This is a genomic window from Blastococcus sp. CCUG 61487, from assembly GCF_005222955.1.
Taxonomy (GTDB): domain Bacteria; phylum Actinomycetota; class Actinomycetes; order Mycobacteriales; family Geodermatophilaceae; genus Blastococcus.
Genome location: NZ_LWUA01000290.1, coordinates 1 through 21,092 on the forward strand (window position 1 = coordinate 1; position 21,092 = coordinate 21,092).

General features: G+C 74.3%; 20 protein-coding genes and 1 riboswitch. Of the genes, 14 read left to right on the forward strand and 6 right to left on the reverse strand.

What is annotated here, in order from left to right:
* From A6V29_RS19620 to cobA, 8 genes are all read left to right on the forward strand, one after another.
* A partial coding sequence (locus tag A6V29_RS19620) for a CobD/CbiB family cobalamin biosynthesis protein (RefSeq protein WP_137161867.1) occupies positions 1-605 on the forward strand: 605 nt, incomplete at its 5' end.
* Entirely contained in the window at positions 602-2,101 is a 1,500-nt protein-coding gene (locus tag A6V29_RS19625; RefSeq protein ID WP_137161868.1) for a cobyric acid synthase, read from the forward strand. The genes A6V29_RS19620 and A6V29_RS19625, both read left to right, overlap by 4 nt.
* A 65-nt stretch (positions 2,102-2,166) precedes the next feature.
* Positions 2,167-2,239, forward strand: a riboswitch (cobalamin riboswitch).
* A 77-nt stretch (positions 2,240-2,316) separates the two neighbouring features.
* On the forward strand, positions 2,317-4,419 hold the full coding sequence (locus tag A6V29_RS19630; protein WP_137161869.1) for a putative cobaltochelatase: 2,103 nt from the start codon (positions 2,317-2,319) through the stop codon (positions 4,417-4,419).
* 1 nt (position 4,420) lies between these two features.
* Positions 4,421-5,035: a cob(I)yrinic acid a,c-diamide adenosyltransferase gene (gene cobO, locus A6V29_RS19635; RefSeq protein ID WP_137161870.1), complete on the forward strand. Its 615-nt coding sequence runs from the start codon at positions 4,421-4,423 to the stop codon at positions 5,033-5,035.
* Entirely contained in the window at positions 5,032-6,453 is a 1,422-nt protein-coding gene (locus tag A6V29_RS19640; protein ID WP_137161871.1) for a cobyrinic acid a,c-diamide synthase CobB, read from the forward strand. Before cobO ends, A6V29_RS19640 begins: the two co-directional genes overlap by 4 nt.
* Complete coding sequence (locus tag A6V29_RS19645) at positions 6,450-6,872, forward strand: cobalamin biosynthesis protein (RefSeq protein ID WP_137161872.1); 423 nt, start codon at positions 6,450-6,452, stop codon at positions 6,870-6,872. The genes A6V29_RS19640 and A6V29_RS19645 overlap by 4 nt, the downstream gene beginning before the upstream one ends.
* Positions 6,869-7,912 (forward strand): Rv2231c family histidinol phosphate aminotransferase CobC, encoded by a 1,044-nt coding sequence (cobC, locus tag A6V29_RS19650; RefSeq protein ID WP_137161873.1) that lies wholly within the window; start codon positions 6,869-6,871, stop codon positions 7,910-7,912. Before A6V29_RS19645 ends, cobC begins: the two co-directional genes overlap by 4 nt.
* Positions 7,909-9,081 (forward strand): uroporphyrinogen-III C-methyltransferase, encoded by a 1,173-nt coding sequence (gene cobA / locus A6V29_RS19655; RefSeq protein WP_137161874.1) that lies wholly within the window; start codon positions 7,909-7,911, stop codon positions 9,079-9,081. The genes cobC and cobA overlap by 4 nt, the downstream gene beginning before the upstream one ends.
* Positions 9,082-9,348: 267 nt before the next feature.
* Here the strand turns inward: cobA and A6V29_RS19660 are convergent, their stop codons facing one another.
* The 4 genes from A6V29_RS19660 to A6V29_RS19675 all read right to left on the reverse strand — a co-directional run bounded on the left by A6V29_RS19660 (position 9,349) and on the right by A6V29_RS19675 (position 13,603).
* On the reverse strand, positions 9,349-9,627 hold the full coding sequence (locus A6V29_RS19660) for a hypothetical protein (RefSeq protein ID WP_137161875.1): 279 nt from the start codon (positions 9,625-9,627) through the stop codon (positions 9,349-9,351).
* 244 nt (positions 9,628-9,871) lie between these two features.
* The gene (locus A6V29_RS19665) at positions 9,872-12,013 is read right to left on the reverse strand and encodes a heavy metal translocating P-type ATPase (RefSeq protein ID WP_137161876.1); all 2,142 of its coding nucleotides are present in this window, start codon (positions 12,011-12,013) and stop codon (positions 9,872-9,874) included.
* 103 nt (positions 12,014-12,116) lie between these two features.
* Positions 12,117-13,391, reverse strand: a complete 1,275-nt coding sequence (locus A6V29_RS19670; protein WP_137161877.1) for a cytochrome P450 — start codon at positions 13,389-13,391, stop codon at positions 12,117-12,119.
* On the reverse strand, positions 13,388-13,603 hold the full coding sequence (locus A6V29_RS19675) for a ferredoxin (RefSeq protein WP_137161878.1): 216 nt from the start codon (positions 13,601-13,603) through the stop codon (positions 13,388-13,390). Before A6V29_RS19675 ends, A6V29_RS19670 begins: the two co-directional genes overlap by 4 nt.
* Before the next feature lie 223 nt (positions 13,604-13,826).
* Here A6V29_RS19675 and A6V29_RS19680 point away from each other — a divergent pair, with 223 nt between their 5' ends.
* From A6V29_RS19680 to A6V29_RS19695, 5 genes are all read left to right on the forward strand, one after another.
* A complete protein-coding gene (locus tag A6V29_RS19680; protein ID WP_137161879.1) occupies positions 13,827-14,993 on the forward strand; it encodes a Kelch repeat-containing protein in 1,167 nt (388 codons plus the stop codon).
* A gap of 56 nt (positions 14,994-15,049) precedes the next feature.
* Positions 15,050-15,316, forward strand: a complete 267-nt coding sequence (locus A6V29_RS19685; protein WP_137161880.1) for a metal-sensitive transcriptional regulator — start codon at positions 15,050-15,052, stop codon at positions 15,314-15,316.
* Between the two features lie 75 nt (positions 15,317-15,391).
* Entirely contained in the window at positions 15,392-16,765 is a 1,374-nt protein-coding gene (locus A6V29_RS19690; protein ID WP_137161881.1) for an MBL fold metallo-hydrolase, read from the forward strand.
* A gap of 34 nt (positions 16,766-16,799) precedes the next feature.
* Positions 16,800-16,967, forward strand: a complete 168-nt coding sequence (locus tag A6V29_RS22240; RefSeq protein WP_502700121.1) for a DUF8730 family Cys-rich protein — start codon at positions 16,800-16,802, stop codon at positions 16,965-16,967.
* A 59-nt stretch (positions 16,968-17,026) separates the two neighbouring features.
* The gene (locus A6V29_RS19695) at positions 17,027-17,806 is read left to right on the forward strand and encodes a sulfite exporter TauE/SafE family protein (RefSeq protein ID WP_137161882.1); all 780 of its coding nucleotides are present in this window, start codon (positions 17,027-17,029) and stop codon (positions 17,804-17,806) included.
* A 54-nt stretch (positions 17,807-17,860) separates the two neighbouring features.
* On the opposite strand, the gene A6V29_RS19700 is transcribed toward A6V29_RS19695, so the two are convergent.
* A complete protein-coding gene (locus A6V29_RS19700) occupies positions 17,861-19,132 on the reverse strand; it encodes a cytochrome P450 (protein WP_137161883.1) in 1,272 nt (423 codons plus the stop codon).
* A 207-nt stretch (positions 19,133-19,339) separates the two neighbouring features.
* Between A6V29_RS19700 and A6V29_RS19705 the strand changes: the two genes are divergently transcribed.
* On the forward strand, positions 19,340-20,506 hold the full coding sequence (locus A6V29_RS19705; protein WP_212719654.1) for a lactate 2-monooxygenase: 1,167 nt from the start codon (positions 19,340-19,342) through the stop codon (positions 20,504-20,506).
* Positions 20,507-20,515: 9 nt separating this feature from the next.
* Here A6V29_RS19705 and A6V29_RS19710 read toward each other — a convergent pair whose 3' ends face one another.
* Positions 20,516-21,004 (reverse strand): FKBP-type peptidyl-prolyl cis-trans isomerase, encoded by a 489-nt coding sequence (locus A6V29_RS19710; protein ID WP_137161884.1) that lies wholly within the window; start codon positions 21,002-21,004, stop codon positions 20,516-20,518.
* Positions 21,005-21,092: the final 88 nt, after the last annotated feature.

A 21,092-nucleotide genomic window follows, 5' to 3' on the forward strand; every position in this document is an offset into this window, starting at 1 on the left:
TCGAGGCCGGCCGGGCGGCGCTGCCGGCGCTGGCCGGCCGGGACCCCCGCTCGCTCGACGCGGACGGCCTGGCCCGGGCCACCGTCGAGTCCGTCGCCGAGAACACCTCCGACGCCGCGGTCGCGCCGCTGTTCTGGGGTGCGGTCGCGGGGCTCCCCGGGCTGCTCGGCTACCGCGCGGTGAACACCCTCGACGCGATGGTCGGCCACCGCTCGCCGCGCTACGAGCGCTTCGGCTGGGCCGCCGCCCGGCTCGACGACGTCGCCAACTGGGTGCCGGCCCGGCTCACCGCCGCGCTCACGGTCGCCTGCGCCCCCCTGGTCGGCGGCTCGGCCCCCGGCGCGCTGCGCACGTGGCTCCGCGACGGCGCAGCCCACCCCAGCCCCAACTCCGGCCGGTGCGAGGCGGCGGCAGCCGGTGCGCTGGGCGTGCGGCTCGGCGGGCGCAACGTCTACGGCTCGCGGGTGGAGGATCGCCCGTCGCTGGGGTCCGGCCGCGCGCCGGAACCGGCCGACATCGGACCGGCGATCCGGCTGTCGCGGGCGGTCTGGCTGGCCTCCGCGGTGCTCGCGGTCACGGCGCGGCTGCTGCGGAGCCCGGCGTGAGGGGCGCCATGCTGGTCGCGGGCACCACCTCGGACGCCGGCAAGTCTGTGGTCACAGCGGGCATCTGCCGGTGGCTGGTCCGCGAGGGCGTCTCGGTGGCGCCGTTCAAGGCGCAGAACATGAGCAACAACTCGATGGTCACCCCGGACGGCGCCGAGATCGGCCGGGCGCAGGTGATGCAGGCCGCAGCCGCCCGGGTGACGCCCGAGGCGGCGATGAACCCGGTGCTGCTCAAGCCCGGGGGCGACAACTCCAGCCAGGTGGTCGTGCTGGGCCGGGCGGTCGCCGACGTCACCGCGCTGTCCTACCGGCCGATGAAGGCCGCGCTGCTCGAGCAGGCCCTGGCCTCGCTGGCCGACCTGCGGTCCCGCTTCGACGTGGTGATCTGCGAGGGCGCCGGCTCCCCCACCGAGATCAACCTGCGTGCCGACGACATCGCCAACATGGGGCTGGCCACAGCGGCCGACCTGCCCGTGCTGCTGGTCGGCGACATCGACCGCGGCGGGCTGTTCCCGGCGCTGTACGGCACGGTCGCGCTCATGCCGCCGGGCGACCAGCGGCTGGTCGCCGGCTTCCTGGTCAACAAGTTCCGCGGTGACGTCCGCCTGCTGGAGCCGGGTCTGGTGGAGCTGGAACGGCTCACCGGCCGGCCGACGCTGGGCGTGCTGCCGTGGCTCGGCGGCCTGGAGCTCGACGTCGAGGACTCCCTCGGCGTCCCCACCGGCGCCGCGACGAGCGCCCCGCCGCACGGCGAGGAGGTGCTGCGCGTCGCCGTCGCCCGGCTGCCCCGGCTGTCGAACGTCACCGATCTCGACGCGCTCGCCGCCGAGCCCGGCGTCCTCGTCCGGTACGTCACCCGGCCCGGGGAGCTCGCGGACGCCGACCTGGTCGTCCTGCCGGGCACCCGCTCGACGGTCGCCGACCTCGGCTGGCTCCGGGAGACCGGTCTGGCCGACGCGGTCTCCCGGCACGCCGCAGTCGGCCGTCCGGTGCTGGGCATCTGCGGCGGCCACCAGATGCTGGCCCGCAGCATCACCGACGACGTCGAGTCCCGGGCCGGCACCGTCGAAGGGCTCGGCCTGCTGCCCACCGAGGTGCGCTTCGAGCGGGAGAAGACCCTGGGCCGCCCGACCGGGTCGGCCCTCGGCGAGCAGGTCACCGGCTACGAGATCCACCACGGCGTCGTCACCGTCGACGGGGCCGCCGAGCCCTTCCTCGACGGTGCCCGGGCCGGGTCCGTATTCGGCACCACCTGGCACGGCGCGCTGGAGAACGACGGCTTCCGCCGCGCCTTCCTCGCCGAGGTCGCGCGCACCACCGGTCGCCGGTTCCTCGCCGCGCCGGACACCGACTTCGCCGCCGTTCGCGAGACCCGGCTGGACCGGCTGGGCGACCTGATCGCCGAGCACGCCGACACCGACGCGCTGTGGCGGCTGATCGAGTCCGGCGCCCCGTCCGGGCTGCCGCTGCTGCCCCCCGGGTCGGCCGGCGGCTGACCCCGGGGCTGTCGACCCAACGCGGCGATTGTGGTTGCATGACCCCGCCACACGCGACGGCAGTGGAGGAAGCCCGGTGAGAGTCCGGCGCGGTCCCGCCACTGTGAGCCGGCCTCCGGGTCGGTGAGTCAGGAACTCCCGCCGTCGCGCTCCTGCCACCTCCGGGCGTGGACACCCGGGGAGAGGAAGCGTGCTCCCGTGCGCCGTATCCGCGCATGACCTACCCCTTCAGCGCCGTCGTCGGCATGGACGACATGCGGCTGGCCCTCCTGCTCAACGCCGTCTCCCCCGCCGTCGGCGGCGTGCTCGTGCGCGGCGAGAAGGGAACGGCGAAGTCGACGACGGTCCGTGCCCTGGCCGCCGTGCTGCCGCCGGTCGCGGTCGTGCCGGGCTGCCGCTTCGCCTGCGACCCGGCAGCCCCCGATCCCGCCTGCCCCGACGGCCCGCACGAGCCGACCGTAGGCGGCCCGGTGCGGCCGGCCCGGCTGGTCGAGCTGCCCGTGGGCGCCTCGGAGGACCGCGTCGTCGGCTCGCTCGACCTGGAGCGTGCGCTCACCGAGGGCGTCAAGGCCTTCGAGCCCGGCCTCCTGGCCGCCGCCCACCGGGGCGTGCTCTACGTCGACGAGGTCAACCTGCTGCACGACCACCTGGTCGACCTGCTGCTGGACGCCGCCGCGATGGGCACCGCCTACGTCGAGCGCGAGGGCATCTCCGTCCGGCACGCCAGCCGGTTCCTCCTGGTCGGGACCATGAACCCCGAGGAGGGCGAGCTGCGGCCGCAGCTGCTCGACCGGTTCGGGCTGACCGTCGAGGTGGCCGCGCCGCGCGATCCGGCCGAGCGGGCCGAGGTGGTGCGCCGGCGGTTCGCCTCCGACGGCGACCCCGCCGGCTTCGCGGCCGCGTGGTCGGCGCAGGAGACCGAGCTGGCCGACCGCATCGCCGCCGCCCGCGCCCGGCTGCCGCACGTGGTCCTCTCCGACGCCGCGCTGCGGCAGGTCACCGCCGTCTGCGCCGCCTTCGACGTGGACGGCCTGCGCGCCGACCTGGTCACCGCGCGCGCCGCGATCGCGCACGCCGCCTGGTCCGGCCGCGACGAGGTGATCGAGGACGACGTCCGGGTGGCCGCCCGCCTCGCCCTCCCGCACCGCCGCCGGCGCAACCCCTTCGACGCCCCCGGCCTCGACGAGGAGACGCTGGAGCAGGCGCTCGCCGACAGCCGCCCCGATGACGGCCCGGAGGACGATGGCCCCGGTGGTGGCCCGGACGGAGGCGGCTCCGGGGACGGCGGACCCGACGGAGGCGGACCCGACGGAGGCGGACCCGGCAGCGGAGCTCCCGACGGTGCGGGCATGGGAAGCGGTGCCCCCGGAACGGGCCAGGACGCGCAGGTATCGCCTCCCACGCCCGGGGACCCGGACGGCGAGCAACCCACGACGGCACCCCGCGGCGAGGGCGGTGGCCGCACCGACGCCGCGGCGGCGCCCGACCAGGCCGCGGCCGCCCCGTCGGAGACGTTCCGCGCCCGTCGGCTCGAGGTACCCGGCATCGGGGCCGGTGCCGCCGGCCGCCGGTCGCGCGCCCGCGCCGAGCGCGGCCGGGTCGTCGGGTCCACCCGCCCCGTCTCGAGCGTGACGAAGCTGCACCTCACCGACACGGTGCTCGCCGCCGCCCCGCACCAGCGGGCGCGCGGCCGCTCCGGGCCGGGTCTGCGGATCGTCCGGGAGGACCTGCGCCAGGCGACGCTCGAGGGGCGGGAGGGCAACCTCGTGCTCTTCGTCGTCGACGCCAGCGGCTCGATGGGGTCACGGGCCCGGATGGGTGCGGTGAAGGGCGCGGTCCTCTCGCTGTTGGTCGACGCCTACCAGCGCCGGGACAAGGTCGGCCTGGTCACCTTCCGCGGGGCGGGGGCCGAGCTGGCCCTGCCGCCCACCTGGTCCATCGAGGCCGCCGCCGCGCGGCTCGCCGAGCTGCCCACCGGCGGCCGCACCCCGCTGGCCGCCGGGCTGCTTCGGGCCGCCGAGGTGCTGCGCGTGGAGCGCATCCGCGACCCGCGCCGCCGCCCGCTGCTCGTCGTCGTCACGGACGGCCGCGCCACCGAAGCACGGGGAGGCGCCCCTCTCACCGAGGCGCACGCGGTCGCGCGGCTGCTCGCCGCCGCGGGGGTCGCCGCCGTCGTCGTCGACTGCGAGTCCGGCCCCGTGCGGCTCGGCCTGGCCGCGGTGCTCGGCCGGCACCTGGACGCGCAGACCCTGCGGCCGGAGGACCTGGCCGCCGAGACGCTGGCCGGCACTGTGCGGGCCGTGAGAGAGGCGGCCTGACATGCCCCAGGGACAGGTGAGCGTCGTCCCCGACGACGGGCTGACCACGCGGCAGCGGCGCAACCGACCGCTGCTGGTCGTGCACACCGGCGAGATGAAGGGCAAGTCCACGGCCGCCTTCGGGATGGCCATGCGCGCCTGGAACCAGGGCTGGTCGATCGCGGTCTACCAGTTCGTCAAGAGCGCCAAGTGGAAGGTCGGCGAGGAGAACGCGCTGACCGCCCTGGGCCGGCTGCACGAGCAGACCGGCGAGGGCGGGCCGGTCGTCTGGCACAAGATGGGCAGCGGATGGAGCTGGTCACGCCGCCAGGGCACCGAGGTCGACCACGCCGCAGACGCCGCCGAGGGCTGGGCGCAGATCAAACGCGACCTGGCTGCCGAGGCGCACCGCTTCTACGTGCTCGACGAGTTCACCTACCCCATGAAGTGGGGCTGGATCGACGTCGAGGACGTGGTCGCCGCCCTGCGCGCGCGCCCCGGCACCCAGCACGTGGTGATCACCGGCCGGGACGCCCACCCGGCGCTGATCGGCGCGGCAGATCTCGTGGTCGAGATGACCAAGGTGAAGCACCCGATGGACGCGGGGCAGAAGGGTCAGCGAGGCATCGAGTGGTGACCGTGCCGCGGCTGGTCGTGGCCGCGCCCAGCAGCAACGCCGGCAAGACGTCGGTGGCCACGGGGCTCATCGCCGCGCTCACCGCCCGCGGGCTCGCCGTCTCCCCGCACAAGGTCGGTCCCGACTACATCGACCCGGGATACCACGGCCTCGCCGCCGGCCGCCCGGGCCGCAACCTGGACCCCTGGCTCGTCGGCGAGGACCGCATCGCCCCGCTCTTCCTGCGGGGTGCGCTGCACCCGCGTCCGGCCGACGTCGCCGTCGTCGAGGGCGTGATGGGTCTGTTCGACGGTGCCTCTCACCCGTCGGTCGAGCCCGGTTTCGCATCGACCGCACACGTCGCGGGCCTGCTGCGGGCGCCGGTCCTGCTCGTCGTGGACGGCTCCTCCCAGGCACGCTCGGTGGCGGCGCTCGTGCACGGCTTCGCCACGTTCGACCCCGGCGTCCGGCTCGGTGGCGTCGTCCTCAACCGGGTCGGGACCGACCGGCACGAGGCGATCCTCCGCGACGCGCTGGACGCCGCCGGAGTGCCGGTGCTCGGCGCGGTCCGGCGGATGGAGCAGCTGCACACGCCGTCGCGGCACCTGGGGCTGATCCCGGCGGCGGAGCGGTCGGACGCCGCGCTCGCGAGCGTCCGCCGACTCGGCGAGGTCGTGCAGCACTCCGTCGGCCTCGACGCGGTCCTGGCGCTGGCCCGGTCGGCACCCCCGCTGGACGCCGGTCCCTGGGACCCGACCGACGAGGTCACGCCGGCACCCGGCCGGCCGCGGATCGCAGTGGCCGGCGGCCCCGCCTTCACCTTCGGCTACGCCGAGAACGCCGAGCTGCTCGAAGCGGCGGGCGCGGAGGTCGTCGCGGTGGACCCGCTGCGCGACGAGGCGCTGCCAGCAGGGACTGCGGGCCTCATCGTGGGCGGCGGCTTCCCGGAGGTGCACGCCGCCGAGCTGTCCGCCAACGAGACCCTGCGCGCCGACATCGCGGCGCTCGCGGCGCGCGGTGCGCCGATCGCCGCCGAGTGCGCGGGGCTGCTCTACCTCGCCCGCGAGCTCGACGGCAGGCCGATGTGCGGGGTGCTCGACGTCGTCACGGCGATGTCCCCCCGGCTGACCCTGGGATACCGGGAGGCGGTCGCCGTCTGCGACTCCGTGCTGGCCCCGGCCGGAACCCGGGTGCGCGGGCACGAGTTCCACCGCACGTGCGCCGATCCCCCGGCCGGTCGCGACGGCGCCTGGCGCTGGTCCTCAGCCGGCACCGAGGGGTTCGCCCACGGCTCCGTGCATGCCTCCTACCTGCACCTCAACTGGGCCGGGAGCCCGCAGCTGGCCGAACGCTTCGTCGCCGCATGCGCGACCGCCGGAGGACCGGAGGACGTCCGTGCGGCACCGCCGCGGGTCTCTGCTCCGGCAGAGCGCCCGTGATCACCGTGGGCGTGGGGGCGTCGAGCGGGGTGGGCGCCGACGAGGTGCTGGCCGCCGTGGACGCGGTGCTGCCGGCCGCGCCCGGTCCCGTGCGCCTCTCGACGCTCGACGCCAAGCTCGCCGAACCGGGCCTGGTGGAGGCAGCCACCCGGCGAGGCTGGCAGCTCGTCGGCTTCCCGGCCGCCGTGCTGGCCGCCGTCCCCGTGCCGTCCCCGTCCGACCGGGTGGCGGCTGCGGTCGGCACCGCATCGGTGGCCGAGGCGGCAGCCCTGCTGGCGGGCGGCTCGCTCCTGGTGCCCAAGACGGTGGTCGGCCGGGTCACCGTGGCGGTGAGCGCGAGCGGACAGGCGGGTGAGCATCGCAGCGAGGAACGAGCGAGGAGCGGAGCGCGCCGCGGGAGCGAGCTGGGGACACCGTGACCGACCTGCACCACCACGGCGACGCCGACCTGGGACCCGGCCTCATCGACCTGGCGGTCAACGTGCGCGCCGACGCCCCGCCCCCCTGGCTGCGCGCCGTCCTGCACGCGTCCCTCGATGCGTCGGCCGCCTACCCGGACCCCGTCGCCGCCCGGGAGGCGGTCGCCGCCGCGCACGGCCGCCCCGTCGAGGAGGTGCTGCTGGCCGCCGGCGCCGCCGAGGTGTTCGTCCTCGTCGCGCGGGCGCTGCACCCCCGGCTCGCCGCCGTCGTGCACCCCTCGTTCACCGAGCCGGAGGCAGCGCTCCGCGCGGCCGGGCACCCGGTCACCCGGGTGGGGCTGCGCGCCGACGACGGCCGGCGACTCGACCCGGCCGCCGTACCCGGGGACGCCGACCTCGTCGTGCTCGGCAACCCCACGAACCCGACGTCGGTGCTGCACCCGGCCGCGGACGTCGCCGCCCTCGCCCGACCGGACCGGGTGCTCGTCGTCGACGAGGCGTTCGCCGACACGGTCCCCGGCGAGCCGGAGTCCCTCGCCTCCCGGCGCGACCTGCCCGGGGTCCTCGTCGTCCGCAGCCTGACCAAGACCTGGGGACTGGCCGGCCTCCGGGTGGGCTACGCACTCGGTCCGGCTCCGCTGATCGCCGCCCTGGAGGCGCAGCAACCGCATTGGCCGGTGTCGACGCCCGCCCTCGCCGCGCTCACCGCGTGCACCACCCCGGCCGCCCGCGCGGAGGCCGACGCCGCCGCCCGCGAGCTGTGCCACCGGCGGGAGGTCCTGCTTCGGAGCCTGCCGCCGACGGTGGTGGTCGAGGGCACCCCCCGCTCGTCGTTCGTGCTCCTCCGCGTCCCGGACGGCGCGCGGGTGCGTGCGGAGCTCCGGCAGCGCGGCTGGGCGGTCCGCCGCGGCGACACGTTCCCCGGCCTGACGCCGGACCACCTGCGCGTGGCCGTGCGGACCCCCGAGATCTCGTCAGCCTTCTCCGCCGACCTCGCCGCCGTCCTGGCGTCCGCCCCCACCCCCGAGGAGGTGCCGTGAGCATCCCGCAGCTCCCCCGCCCGTCCGCGCCCCTCCACCCCGTCGGCCTGCGGCTGGAGGGTCGCCGGGTGGTGGTCGCCGGTGGGGGTACCGGCGCCTACCGGGCGACCGTCGGGCTGCTCGCCTCCGGCGCGCTGGTGACCGTCGTGAGCCCCGCCGTCGTCCCCGCACTGGAGGCGCTGGCCGCCTCCGGCTCTCTGTCCTGGATCCGCCGCTGCTACGCACCCGGCGATCTGGACGGCGCCTGGTACGCCGTCACCGCGACCGCGGACCAGACGGTGGACGAGGCCGTCGCCGTCGACGCCGAGCGCGCCCGGGTCTTCTGCACCCGCGCCGACACCCCGGACGCGTCCAGCGCCCACCCGGCGCTGCCGGACGACGAGGTGCCGCTCTTCCGCGACCGCCCGGGCGGTCGGGTCGTGCTCGTCGGCGGCGGGCCGGGCGACCCCGGGCTGATCACCGTGCGCGGCCGGGAGGCGCTGTCCCAGGCCGACGTCGTGGTCGTCGACCACCTCGGTCCCCGATCGCTGCTGGCCCGGCTGCGTCCCGACGTCGAGGTGGTGGATGCGTCGAAGCTGCCGCGCGGACGCGCCATGCCGCAGGAGGAGATCAACGCGCTCCTGGTGTCGCGCGCTCGCGCCGGCGAGCTGGTGGTGCGCCTCAAGGGCGGCGACCCGTTCGTGTTCGGCCGCGGGATGGAGGAGCTGCTCGCGTGCGCGGCCGCCGACGTCCCCGTCGAGGTCGTCCCCGGAGTCACCAGCGCGGTCGCGGTGCCAGGGGTCGCCGGGGTCCCGGTGACCCACCGCGGCCTCACCCACGAGTTCGTCGTGGTCTCCGGCCATCTACCGCCGGACCACCCGCAGTCGCTCGTCGACTGGTCGGCGATCGGCAGGCTGCGGGGCACGGTCGTCGTCCTCATGGGGGTTGAGACGGCGCCGGCAATCGCCGCCGCGCTCATCCGGCACGGCCGCAGGCCCGACACTCCCGTCGCCGTCGTGGTCGAGGGGACGACCGGCGGCGAGCGCTCCCTCCGGACGACTCTGGAAGACCTCGGGACCACGATGAGTGAGGAGTCGGTCCGTCCGCCGGCCGTCTGGGTCGTCGGTGACGTCGTGCAGTTGGCCGCAGCCGCCGCCGAACCGACGTCGGTCGACGCCGTGAGCGGCTGAGGGACGGCGTCCGCCCGCCCCTCCGGACCGTGACTGGGGGCAGATGGGGGGATCCGGCCGCCCAGGACCGTTCAGGACCACCCCGGGGCGATCTCCGGTGTCGGAGGAGGCCGCTATCGTACGGATTCGCCAGGCCACCAGGCCCGGCACCGGTCTCACTCGCGGGTTCGAGCCCCGTCAGTCGCCGCACGTGGGCAGGGCTTCGATCAGGCCAGCGACCAGAGGCCCGTCGTTCCTGCGAGCTGGTCGCAGCACGCTCCCACGTCGTCAGGCGATCGCGGCGAGTCGACCCGGCGCGCTGACGTCGACGGTCAGCACGCTGGGCAGCCGCTCCAGCCGGAGGGTCACGAGGTCCATCTCCTGCGGCGTGGCAGTCAGGTCCACGGTGACCGTCCACCGCCCCTGTTCGGCCTCCTCGGCCGCCAGGCGGGTGAACGTGTGGTTGCGGCCGGTCAACAGGGTGAGGACGCGTTGCAGCCCCAGCGCCTCGGTGACGACGACACGGACCTTGGCCGCGCTGAGAACGAGATCGTGGTGGGTGGTCATGGGTGCCTCCGGGCCGGCACGGCCCTGGTCAGCAAGGGAAGAGCTCGACCGACGTGCGCCCGGACCCACCGGCGCGAGCGTCAGTCGCCGACGAGCCCGCAGAGAATCTCGAACCCGACCACGCCGGCCGCCGGCGAGAAGATCGCCTGTACCGGCGGGTTCGCCGTCATCCCCTGACCGCCACTGCCTCCCGAGCGGGACGGGGCGGCGGGCCATGAGGTCTCGCCGCCCCGTCGTCGTCCCGTCAGCCCGCCGACGCGACAGCGGCCACGCTCGCCTCGGGACTGAGGTCCAGGCGCCGCAGGACCTGGGCGTTGAGCGCGACGACGACGGTCGACAGGGACATCAGCAGCGCCCCGACCTCCATGGGCAGCACGAAGCCGATCGGCGCCAGCACGCCGGCCGCCAGCGGCACGGCGAACAGGTTGTACCCGGCCGCCCACCACAGGTTCTGCGTCATCTTCCGGTAGCCCGCCCGGGACAGCCGGATGACCGAGAGCACCGACCGCGGATCGTCCGACGCCAGCACGACGCCGGCCGAGGCGATCGCGACGTCGGTGCCGGCGCCGATCGCGATGCCCACGTCGGCCTGGGCGAGGGCCGGCGCGTCGTTCACGCCGTCCCCCACCATGGCCACCGTCCGGCCCTGCCGCTGCAGGTCGGCCACCCGCTCGCTCTTGTGCTCCGGCCGCACGCCGGCGAAGACGGCGTCGATGCCGAGCTCGGCGGCCACGGCCCGCGCGACCGGCTCGGCGTCCCCGGTGATCATGACGATCTCCGCGCCGAGGGCGTGCAGGGCGTCGACCGCCGCCCGCGACTCGGCCCGGACCTCGTCGGCCACCCCGAGCACCCCGACGGCCTCCCCGTCCACCAGCACGTGCAGCACCGTCGCCCCGGACTCGGCCCAGCCCTCGGCCGCCGGCAGGGGCGCCATCCCGTGCTCGGTGAGCAGGTGCGGACCACCCACGTGCACGGTGCGACCGTCGACGACGGCGGTGACGCCGACGGCGGCCGACGCCCGGAAGTCGGTGGCGACCGGCACGTCCAGACCGCGCTCGCGAGCCGCCGCGACGATCGCTCGGGCGAGCGGGTGCTCGCTGTCGGTCTCCGCGGCCGCCGCGAGAGCGAGCACCTCGTCCTCGGGGGCGCCCGTCGTGGCGATGTGGGTGAGGGCGGGCTCCCCCTTGGTCAGCGTGCCGGTCTTGTCGAACAGCACGGTGTCGACCGTCCGCATCCGCTCCAGGGCCGCGCGGTCCTTGACCAGCACCCCGCCGCGCGCCGCCCGCTCGGTGGAGATGGAGACGACCAGCGGGATCGCCAGCCCGAGCGCGTGCGGGCAGGCGATGACCAGCACCGTGATCACCCGGACCAGGGCGCTGTCGGGACTGCCCACGACCGACCACACGACCGCGGTGATCGCCGCGGCCGCGACGGCGTACCAGAACAGCCAGCCCGCGGCGCGGTCGGCCAGCAGTTGCGCGCGACTGGAGGACGACTGCGCCTCGGCCACCAGCCGCTGGATCCCGGCCAGCGCGGTGTCCTCCCCCACCGCGCCCACCCGGACGCGGATCGCCGTGTCGGTCGCGACGGTGCCGGCGACCACGTCGTCGCCGACGGCTCGGCGCACCGGGCGGGACTCGCCGGTGATCATCGACTCGTCCACGTGGGCCACGCCGTCGACGACGGTCCCGTCGGCGGGCACCCGGCCGCCGGGCCGCACCACGACGACGTCGCCGACCACCAGCTCGGCGGGCGGGACCGCGACGACCCGCTCGCCGTCGAGCTTCTCCGCCTCGTCCGGCAGGAGCGCGGCCAGCGAGTCGAGTGCCGACGAGGTCTGCGCCAGCGAGCGCATCTCGATCCAGTGGCCGAGCAGCATGATCACGATCAGCAGCGCCAGCTCCCACCAGAAGTCGAGCTCGTGCGAGAGCACGCCGAGGCTCGCACCCCAGGAGGCGACGAAGGCCACCGTGATGGCCATGCCGATCAGGAGCATCATCCCCGGCCGGCGGGCGCGGATCTCCCCGATCGCGCCGGTGAGGAACGGGCTGCCGCCCCAGACGTACATCACCGTGCCGAGCACCGGTGCGACCCAGGTCAGCCCGGGGACGTCCGGCAGCGTGTAGCCGACGATGGAGGCGAACATGTCGCTGAGCAGCACCGTCGGGACGGCGAGCGCCAGCATGATCCAGAACAGCCGACGGAAGACGCCCACGTGATCGCCGTGGTCGCCATGCCCGCCGTGACCGGCGTGGCCGGCGTGCTCACCGTGCCCCGGCCCGTGAGAGTCGGTCCCGTGCCCGTGCTGGGAGTCGCCGTCGATGGCGTGCGCGCTCGCGTGGTCACGAGCGCGCACGCCGCCGTGCTGCGGGCGCGCATCGGTCATGTCCGACCTCCGGATGCCTCGACCTGCCGGCTGCAGGCTCGAGGAGCACCCTACCCCCGGGGGGTACTCAGGGCTACGGGGGGAAGAGCCCTCCGGTTAAGCGTCAGCCGATGCGCAGCGGCAGCGCCCGAGGACCGCGGATCTGCCCGGCGGACCACCGCACGGCGTCCGGGTCGGCGAGGCTGAACTCCGGGATGCGGTCCAGCCACACGTCGAGCGCCACGGTCAGCTCCATCCGGGCCAGGTGCGACCCGACGCAGCGGTGGATACCCAGCCCGAACGCGGCGTGCCGGTTCACCTCCCGGTCGATGATCACCTCGTCGGCCTGCTCGAACCGGCGCGGGTCGCGGTTCGCGGCGGGGAACGGCAGGAGGACCCAGTCCTCCTTCTTCATCTGCACCCCGCCGAGCTCCACGTCCTGCTTGACCAGGCGCGCCATCGTGACCGGCGCGTAGGCCCGCAGGAACTCCTCGACCGCCTTCGGGCGCAGCGAGGGGTCCTCGACCAGGCGCTTGCGGTCCTCGGGGTTCTTCGCCAGGTGCCACAGCGACGAGCCGATGGCGCTCCACGTCGTGTCGATGCCCGCGATGAGCAGCAGGATCATCGTGCCGACGACGTGCTGCGGCTCCAGCTTCTGGCCGTACAGCTCGGCGTTGATCAGGTACGTCGTCAGGTCGTCGCGGGGGTTGTCGAGGTGATCGCGGACCTGCTCGAACAGGTAGTCGTTGAGCGCCATCCCCCGCTCTTCGCGCACCTCGATCGAGTCGTTCGCCCCCTCGATCACGTTCTCGACGAACTTCGCGAACTTCGCGGTGTCCTCCTGCGGGAAGCCGAGCATGTCGGCGATGACCCGCATGGGGATGTACATGCCGTAGTCGGTCGCCGCGTCCACGACGTCCTGGCCGGCGAAGCCGTCGATCAGCGAGTGGCAGAACGCCTCGGTGGTGACCCGCTGCTTGGCCACGTTCGTCTTGGTGAACGCCGGCAGCAGCAGCTTGCGCGCGTCGTGGTGGAACGGCGGGTCCGAGGAGATCGGCGGGGCCACCCCCACCGGCGCCAGGTCGAGCGGCGGCCGGACGTTGCTCACGATGATCGCCCGGGAGGTGAAGTTCTCGGTGTCGTAGGCGATCGCCGCGACGTCCTCGTACCGCGTCGGCAGCCAGGCGCCGCCGAAGCGCTCGGTGCGCGCCACGGGGCAGCGCTCCCGCAGGTCGTCCCAGATCTCGATCGCGTTGTTCGCGTACTCCTCCTCGAAGTGGGAGAAGTCGGTGGTCCAGTCGGACACTGGCCCGGTCACGACCTCGTTGACGGTGCCGAGCTCGGCCTGCGCGATGCGCTGCTGCCGAGCCTCCTCGGTGAACCTCTCGTCGACGGTCATACCCGCGCCTCCTCGTGGATGAGGACGGCGGATTCGGGGCAGTTGGCGGCGGCGAGCCGCGCGTCACCCTCCCGGTCGGCGGGCACGTCCTTGTCGGCGGTGAGAGCGGTCAGGGTCGCGTAGCCCTCGTCGTCCTCGCCGAACAGGTCGGGAGCGAGGTCGTAGCAGCGGCCGTGGCCCTGACACCTCGCGTTGTCGATGCTGACTCTCATCCGTCGGTTCCTTCCGTCCAGCCGTCCAGCGCCAGGTGCCGCCTCGCCGCGGTCCGAAGCCGCGGCGCGACGCCACGACCCGATCCAGGAAATGAAATGTGATTCAATTCACCACGTCAAGGGCCCGGCCCCCGACACGCAGGAACGGTTCCGCGAATCCGCCCGACCGAGCACCGCGCCTCACCCACGGAACCTGACCGCACACCGACGGCGTCTTCGGGTCGTGAGGACGAGACTGCTCGGACTACTGGTCGCCGGCGCGCTGCTGACGGCGGGAGCGGCGGCCTGCTCGGCCGACGCCGACGCCGACGCCGACGCCGGTTCGCCGTCGGGAGCGCAGGGGTGGCGGGAGCTACCCGACCCGCCGCTGAGCCCCCGCACGGACGCGGTCCTGGTCGGGCTGGACGATGCGCTGCTCGTCGTCGGCGGCTGGGAGTTCCTCTGCCCGCCGAACGCCGACTGCGCGGCCCCGCCCACCCCGCTGTTCGCCGACGGCGCGGTCTACGACCGCACCGACGACGCCTGGCGCACCATCACCCCGGCACCCTTCGGCCTGATCCGGGCGACGACCGCAGCGATCGACGGCACCGCGTACCTGGTGACCGGGTGCGCGAGCGGCCCGCTCTGCGACGCGCCACCGCGGCTGCTGGCCTACGACCTGGCCGTCGACCGGTGGACCGACCACGGCGAGGTGCCCGGGCCCGCGACGCACGGCCGGAACCTCGAGGTGGTCGGGCAGCGCCTGCTCGTCTACAGCGGCAGCGAGGGACTGGGTGAGGTGGGCGACTACTGGTTCGACCCGGAGAACGACACCTGGACCGAGCTGCCGGACGACCCGCTCACCGACGACGACTACGACCGCTTCGTCGTGCTGGTCGACGACCAGCTGGTCCTCGCCGCCTCCGCGGTGCCCGACCCCGACACGTTCGAGGCCCCGGCCAAGCGCGCCGCGCGGTTCGACCTGACCCGCCAGGAGTGGTTCGTCGTCCCGGACGCGCCCGGGGGCGGCTACCAACTCCTCCCCACCGACCGGGGTCCGTTGCTGAACGGCCACTACCGCGATTCGGCCGGCTGGCTGCTGGACCCGGAGACGTGGACGTGGTCGGAGTTACCGGCACTGCCCGAGGGTCACGAGGACATCGACGGCGTCCTCGATCGCGACCGCGCCGTCTACGACCTGGGCCACCGGCCGGCCGGGGCCCTCGTCTACGACAGCGCGGCGGACGCGTACCTGACCGTCCCGCCGCCGTCCGTCGGCGACGGGGTGTACGGCTGGTCGAGTGCAATCCTGGGCCGGGACCTCGTCGTCTTCGGCGGGCAGCGGTGGACGACCGTCCGGGACGGCGAGGTGCTGCGCGACGCGTTCCTCTGGACGGCCCCCACCGGCTGACCCCCATGGCAGCCCCTGCCTGGCACATACCCCCCGGGGTATGTACCATCGCTCTCATGGACATCCCCCCGGGCGAGCTCGCCGACGTCGTCAAGCGGCTCAAGCGCATCGAGGGGCAGATCGGCGGCATCGTCCGCATGATCGAGGACGGGCGCGACTGCTCCGCCGTCGTCACCCAGCTCGCAGCCGCCTCCAAGGCGCTGAGCAAGGCCGGCTTCGCCGTCGTCTCGACGGGGATGCGCTACTGCTCCACCAACGAGGACGGCGAGTCGCGCGAGGTGGACCTGCGCGAGCTCGAGCGCCTCTTCCTGTCCCTCGCCTGACCTCCGGAGCGACCCTCCGGACCCCCTCGCCTCGGACGCAGATACCCCTGCCCCGTACTGTATGAGGAGCCCATCGTGCAGATCGACATCATCGAGACCCCGGGACTCGGGGACCGCAGCTACCTGGTGAGCGAGGGTGGCGTCGGTGTCGTCGTCGACCCCCAGCGCGACATCGATCGGATGCTCGCGCTGGCGCAGGAGCGCGACGTTCGCATCGCGCTGGTGGTGGAGACCCACCTGCACAACGACTACCTGACCGGGGGCCTGGAGCTGGCCCGGGCGGTCGGCGCGGCCTACGTGGTCCCGGCCGGGGACGACGTCGCCTACGAGCGGACGCCGGCCGCCGACGGCGATGTGCTCGAGGCAGGTCCGATGCGCCTGCGGGTGCTGCACACCCCCGGGCACACCCACCACCACGTCAGCTACGTGCTGGCCGACGGGGAGGGCTCGGTGCAGGCGGTGTTCACCGGCGGCTCCATGCTCTACGGCTCGACCGGCCGCACCGACCTCGTCGGACCCGAGCACACCGACGAGCTCACCCACGCCCAGTACCACTCGGTGCGCCGGCTGGCCGATGAGCTGCCCGCGGACACCCCGGTCTTCCCCACGCACGGCTTCGGGAGCTTCTGCTCGGCGACGCCGACCAGCGGCGACTCCTCGACCGTCGGGGAACAGCGCCGCGTCAACCCGGCACTGACCCAGGACGAGCAGACCTACGTCGACGAGCTCGTCGCCGGGCTCACCGCCATCCCGGCCTGGTACGCACACATGGGTCCGGGGAACGCGGCCGGGCCGACACCGGTGGACCTGTCGCCACCGCGCCCGGTCGACCCGCCCGAGCTGGCCGAGCGGCTGGCCGCCGGCGAGTGGGTCGTCGACCTGCGGACCCGCACGGCGTTCGCCGCGGGCCACCTCCCTGGCGCGCTGAACTTCCAGCTGGCGATCGCCAACTTCGTCACCTACGTCGGATGGCTGGTGCCGTGGGGTGCGCCGCTGACCCTCATCGGCGAGACCGAGCAGCAGGTGGCCGACGCCCGCCGGGAGCTGGTCCGCATCGGCATCGACCGGCTCGCGGGCGCCGCCATCGGTACGCCGGAAAAGCTCGCCGACGGGCGGGGCCTGGTCTCGTACCCCGTCAGCGACTTCGCCGGCCTGGCCGCGGCCATGGCCGCGGACGCGGAACTGGTCGTGGTCGACGCCCGTCGCGCTGACGAGCGCGCCGGTGGCGGCGTGCGGGGCTCGCGGCACATCCCGATCCACGAGCTGGCCGACCGCATCGACGAGGTGCCGGACGGCGACGTGTGGGTCTACTGCGGATCGGGCTACCGCGCCTCGATCGCCGCCTCCCTGCTCGCGCGCACCGGCCGCCGGCCGGTCCTGGTCGACGGCAGCTACGCCGACGCCGACACCGGAGCGGCCGCCGTCGGCCTCCACCACGCCGGCGTCTGACCGGCCCCACCGAAATCTCGACGAGGAGGAACCCATGTGCCGAGCAGTCCCCTGCAGCACCTGTGGCAAGACGACCTGGGCCGGTTGCGGCCAGCACGTCGACCAGGTCATGGCGCGGGTGCCCGACGCCCAACGATGCCCGGGCCATCCGAGGCCGGAGCGGTCCGGCGGCTGGTTGGGCAAGCTCCTCGGACGCCGCTGATGCCCGTGCGGGGCACGGCGGAGAGGTGAGCACGGCGGAGAGATGAGCACGGTGGAGAGATGAGCATCGCCCTCCCGATCGGCCTCGGACTGATCATCGGCGCGCTCGTCGGACTGCTGGGTGGTGGCGGCTCGATCCTCGCAGTTCCTGCGCTGGTCTACCTCGCGGGCCAGGACCTGCAGCAGGCCGTCGCCACCTCGCTGCTCGTCGTCGGCATCACCGCGCTCGTCGCACTGCTCCCCCGGTTGCGCGCCGGTCAGATCTCGTGGCGGATCGGCCTGCTCTTCGGCGCGGCCGGCGCGGCGACGGCCTTCGCGGGTGCGGCGGTGAACCGGCTCCTCCCCGAGGCGGTGACCCTGTTGCTGTTCGCGGCGCTGATGGTCGGGGCCGGGCTGCGGATGCTGCAGGAGCAGCCGGTGATCGGCACGGCGTGCACCGTCGACGGCGGTGGCGTGAACTGGCGCCGCTGCCTGCCGCGCACCATCGCGGGCGGGTTCGTGGTCGGCTTCCTCACCGGCCTGCTGGGCGTCGGCGGCGGCTTCCTCGTCATCCCGGTGCTGGCGGTCGCCCTCGGTCTGCCGATGGCCACCGCCATCGGCACGTCCCTCGTGGTCGTGGCGATCAACTCGGCCGCCGGTTTCGTCGCGCACGCCGGGGAGGCGACGCTCGACGCGCCCGTCACGGTCGCCTTCACCGCCGCGGCGGTGCTGGCGGCGCTGGCCGCCGGACGCGTCGCGACACGCACGGACACCGACCGCCTGCGCCGGTGGTTCGCGTGGCTGGTCCTCGCCGTCGCCGGCCTGATCGCGACCCGCCTGCTCCTGGACGTCCTGGCCTGAGTGGCGATCGGGCCGCGCCGGCCGCCGACCGCCGAGGTCGGCGACCGGTTGCGGTCAGCCGATGCGCAGGGGCAGTACCCGCGGACCGCGGATCTGGCCGGTCGACCACCGGACGGCGTCCGGGTCGGCGAGGGTGAACTCGGGGATCCGGTCCAGCCAGACGTCGAGGGCCACTCGCAGCTCCATCCGGGCGAGGTGCGAACCGACGCAACGGTGGATGCCGAGGCCGAAGGCAGCGTGCCGGTTCACCTCGCGGTCGATGATCACCTCGTCGGCGCGCTCGAAGCGCTCCGGGTCGCGGTTGGCGGCCGGGAACGGGAGGAGGACCCAGTCCTCCTTCTTCATCTCGACCCCGCCGAAGCTGATGTCTTCCTTGACCAGCCGCGCCATGGTCACCGGCGCGTAGGCGCGCAGGAACTCCTCGTACGCCGTCGGGCGCAGCGACGGGCCCTCGACCAGGCGACGGCGGTCCTCGGGGTGCTGCCCGAGGTGCCACAGCGAGGCGCCGATGGCGCTCCACGTCGTGTCGATCCCGGCGATGAGCAGCAGGGCCATGGTGCCGGCCACGTGCTGCGGTTCGAGCTTCTCGCCGTACAGCTCGGCGTTGATCAGGTGGGTCGTCAGGTCGTCGCGCGGGTTCTCCACGTGGTCGCGGATCTGCTCGAGCAGGTACTCGAACAGCTCGTCGCCGCGGGTCTCCAGCTCCTCGACCGGGCGGTCGAGCCCTTCGAGAGCGTCCTCGACGAACCCCTTGAACTTCTCGCCGTCCTCGGGCGGGAAGCCGAGCATGTCGGCGATGACCCGGATCGGGATGTGCATGCCGTACTCGATCGCCGCGTCCACCACGTCCCGGCCGGCGAAGCCGTCGATCAGCGAGTGGCAGAACGCCCGGGTGGTGACCTCCTGCTTGGCCACCTTCGTCTTGGTGAACGCCGGCAGCAGCAGCTTGCGGGCGTCGTGGTGGAACGGCGGGTCCGAGGAGATCGGCGGTTCCCCGCCCACCGGCGCGAGGCTCAGCGGCGGGCGGAAGTTGCCCACGATGATCGCCCGGGAGCTGAAGTGCTCGGTGTCGTAGGCGATGGCCTGGACGTCCTCGTAGCGGGTGGGCAGCCAGGCGCCGCCGAAGCGCTCGGTCCGCGCGATGGGGCAGCGACTGCGCAGGTCGTCCCAGATCGCGATCGCGTTCTGCGCGTACTCGGGTTCGGTGTGCGAGAAGTCGGTGGTCCAGTCGGAGACCGGCCCCGTGATGATCTCGTTCCAGGTGCCGAGCTCACCCTCCTCGGGCTGCTGCCAGAACTCCTCGGTGAACCTGTCGTCGACCGTCATCTCGTCCTCTCTCGCGCACCGGGGGCTCGAGCGCCCGGCCACCCGGTGGCCCGGCTCGCGTCCCGCAATTGAATTGTGATTCAGTTCACGGGTCAAGGGTGTCGGCCCCGTCGTGTCGCCGCCGAGCGTCCGCAGCAGTTCCGGGATGCCTACGATCCGGCCGATCGGCAGGCTCGGCCGAGCCGGCCCGACCCACGAGGAGCACGCGTGGCCAACCACGGCGACTGGCAGTTCGGCATCTACTTCAACGGGCTGGTCGGCCAGAAGCCGACACTGCCGATGGACTACGCCTCGCTCGAGCGCGCCGCCGAGGCGGCCATGTCCGAGCAGGTCTGGTCCTACGTCGCCGGGGGCGCGGGCAACGAGCACACCCAGCGGGTCAACGTGACCGCCTTCGAGCGGTGGGGCCTCATGCCGCGGATGCTGGCCGGCAACGCCCAGCGCGACCTCAGCGTGGAGTTGTTCGGCCGGCAGCTGCCGACGCCGCTGATGATGGCCCCGGTCGGGGTGATCGGGATCTGCGAGCCCGAGGGGCACGGCGACCTCACCACCGCCCGCGCCGCCGCGGCGACCGGCGTCCCGATGATCGCCTCCACGCTCATGCAGGACCCGATGGAGGACGTCGCCGCCGCCCTCGGGGACACCCCGGGCTGGTTCCAGCTCTACCCGCCGAACGACCGCGAGCTCACCGAGAGCCTGGTCCAGCGGGCCGAGGCGGCCGGCTTCAGCGCCATCGTGATCACGCTGGACACGCTCACCCTCGGCTGGCGACCGCGCGATCTCACCATCGCGAGCTTCCCGCAGCTCACCGGGCTGTGCCTGGCCAACTACACCTCCGACCCGGTGTTCCGCTCCCGGCTGGCCGCCCCGCCGGAGGAGGACCCGCAGGGCGCCGTCGGGCAGTGGGCGTCGATCTTCGGCAACCAGAGCCTCAGCTGGGACGACCTCGCCTGGTTCCGGTCGCTCACGAAGCTCCCGATCCTGCTCAAGGGCATCTGCTCGCCCGATGACGCCCGGCGGGCCGTCGACGCCGGCATGGACGGCATCTACTGCTCCAACCACGGTGGCCGCCAGGCCAACGGCGGGATCCCGGCGATCGACTGCCTCCCCGACGTCGTCGACGCCGTGGGCGACGTGCCGGTGGTCTTCGACTCCGGGGTCCGCGGTGGGCCGGACGTGGTGAAGGCGCTGGCGCTGGGTGCGCGGGCCGTCGCCGTCGGGCGCCCGTACGCCTACGGGCTCGCGGTCGGCGGCCAGGAGGGCATCGAGCACGTGCTGCGCTGCCTGCTGGCCGAGACCGACCTGACGATGGCCGTCGACGGCTATCCGTCGATCGCGGACCTCACCCGGGACGCGGTGCGCCGGGTCGGCTGAGCCGCCCGCTCAGCCGACCTCGACCAGGTCGATGACGAACACCAGCGTGGACCCGCCGGGGATCGGGCCCCGGTCCTGGTCGCCGTAGCCGAGGTCGCTGGGGATCGTGACCACCCGGCGTCCGCCGACCTGCATTCCCTCGATGCCCTGGTCGAAGCCCGGGATGACCAGGCCCTGCCCCACCGGCACCGGCAGCGGGCTGCCGGGCTCGCCGCCGTTCCAGGAGGAGTCGAACTCCTCGCCGGTCTCGTAGAAGGCGCCCACGTACTGGACGGAGGCGGTCGTGCCCTCCTCCGCCTCGTCCCCGTCGCCGACGACGACGTCCTCGATCACCAGCTCCTCCGGCGCGGCGCCATCGCTCGCCGGCACCTCGGGCTTCTCGGAGAGGTCGGACGAGATCTCCGCCGCGAGGGTGGCGTCGTCGTCCGACCCGCAGGCGGCGAGGGAGACGGACAGCGCGACGGCGATCAGCACGCGCGGGGCGGTACGGCGGAACATGCGGGGGTCACTCCTGGCGAGCTGCGCTCGGGTCGGGCTCGTCGAGGAGCCGGTCGTGGATGAGGCGGAACGTGCCGCCCGCCCATGG

Bases quoted from the DNA above. Each gene is read 5' to 3' on its own strand.
- A6V29_RS19630 (WP_137161869.1), top strand. From the start codon at position 2,317: ATGACCTACCCCTTCAGCGCCGTCGTCGGCATGGACGACATGCGGCTG.
- cobO (WP_137161870.1), top strand. From the start codon at position 4,421: ATGCCCCAGGGACAGGTGAGCGTCGTCCCCGACGACGGGCTGACCACG.
- A6V29_RS19660 (WP_137161875.1), bottom strand. From the start codon at position 9,627: ATGACCACCCACCACGATCTCGTTCTCAGCGCGGCCAAGGTCCGTGTC.
- A6V29_RS19665 (WP_137161876.1), bottom strand. From the start codon at position 12,013: ATGACCGATGCGCGCCCGCAGCACGGCGGCGTGCGCGCTCGTGACCAC.
- A6V29_RS19670 (WP_137161877.1), bottom strand. From the start codon at position 13,391: ATGACCGTCGACGAGAGGTTCACCGAGGAGGCTCGGCAGCAGCGCATC.
- A6V29_RS19675 (WP_137161878.1), bottom strand. From the start codon at position 13,603: ATGAGAGTCAGCATCGACAACGCGAGGTGTCAGGGCCACGGCCGCTGC.
- A6V29_RS19685 (WP_137161880.1), top strand. From the start codon at position 15,050: ATGGACATCCCCCCGGGCGAGCTCGCCGACGTCGTCAAGCGGCTCAAG.
- A6V29_RS22240 (WP_502700121.1), top strand. From the start codon at position 16,800: ATGTGCCGAGCAGTCCCCTGCAGCACCTGTGGCAAGACGACCTGGGCC.
- A6V29_RS19695 (WP_137161882.1), top strand. From the start codon at position 17,027: ATGAGCATCGCCCTCCCGATCGGCCTCGGACTGATCATCGGCGCGCTC.
- A6V29_RS19700 (WP_137161883.1), bottom strand. From the start codon at position 19,132: ATGACGGTCGACGACAGGTTCACCGAGGAGTTCTGGCAGCAGCCCGAG.
- A6V29_RS19710 (WP_137161884.1), bottom strand. From the start codon at position 21,004: ATGTTCCGCCGTACCGCCCCGCGCGTGCTGATCGCCGTCGCGCTGTCC.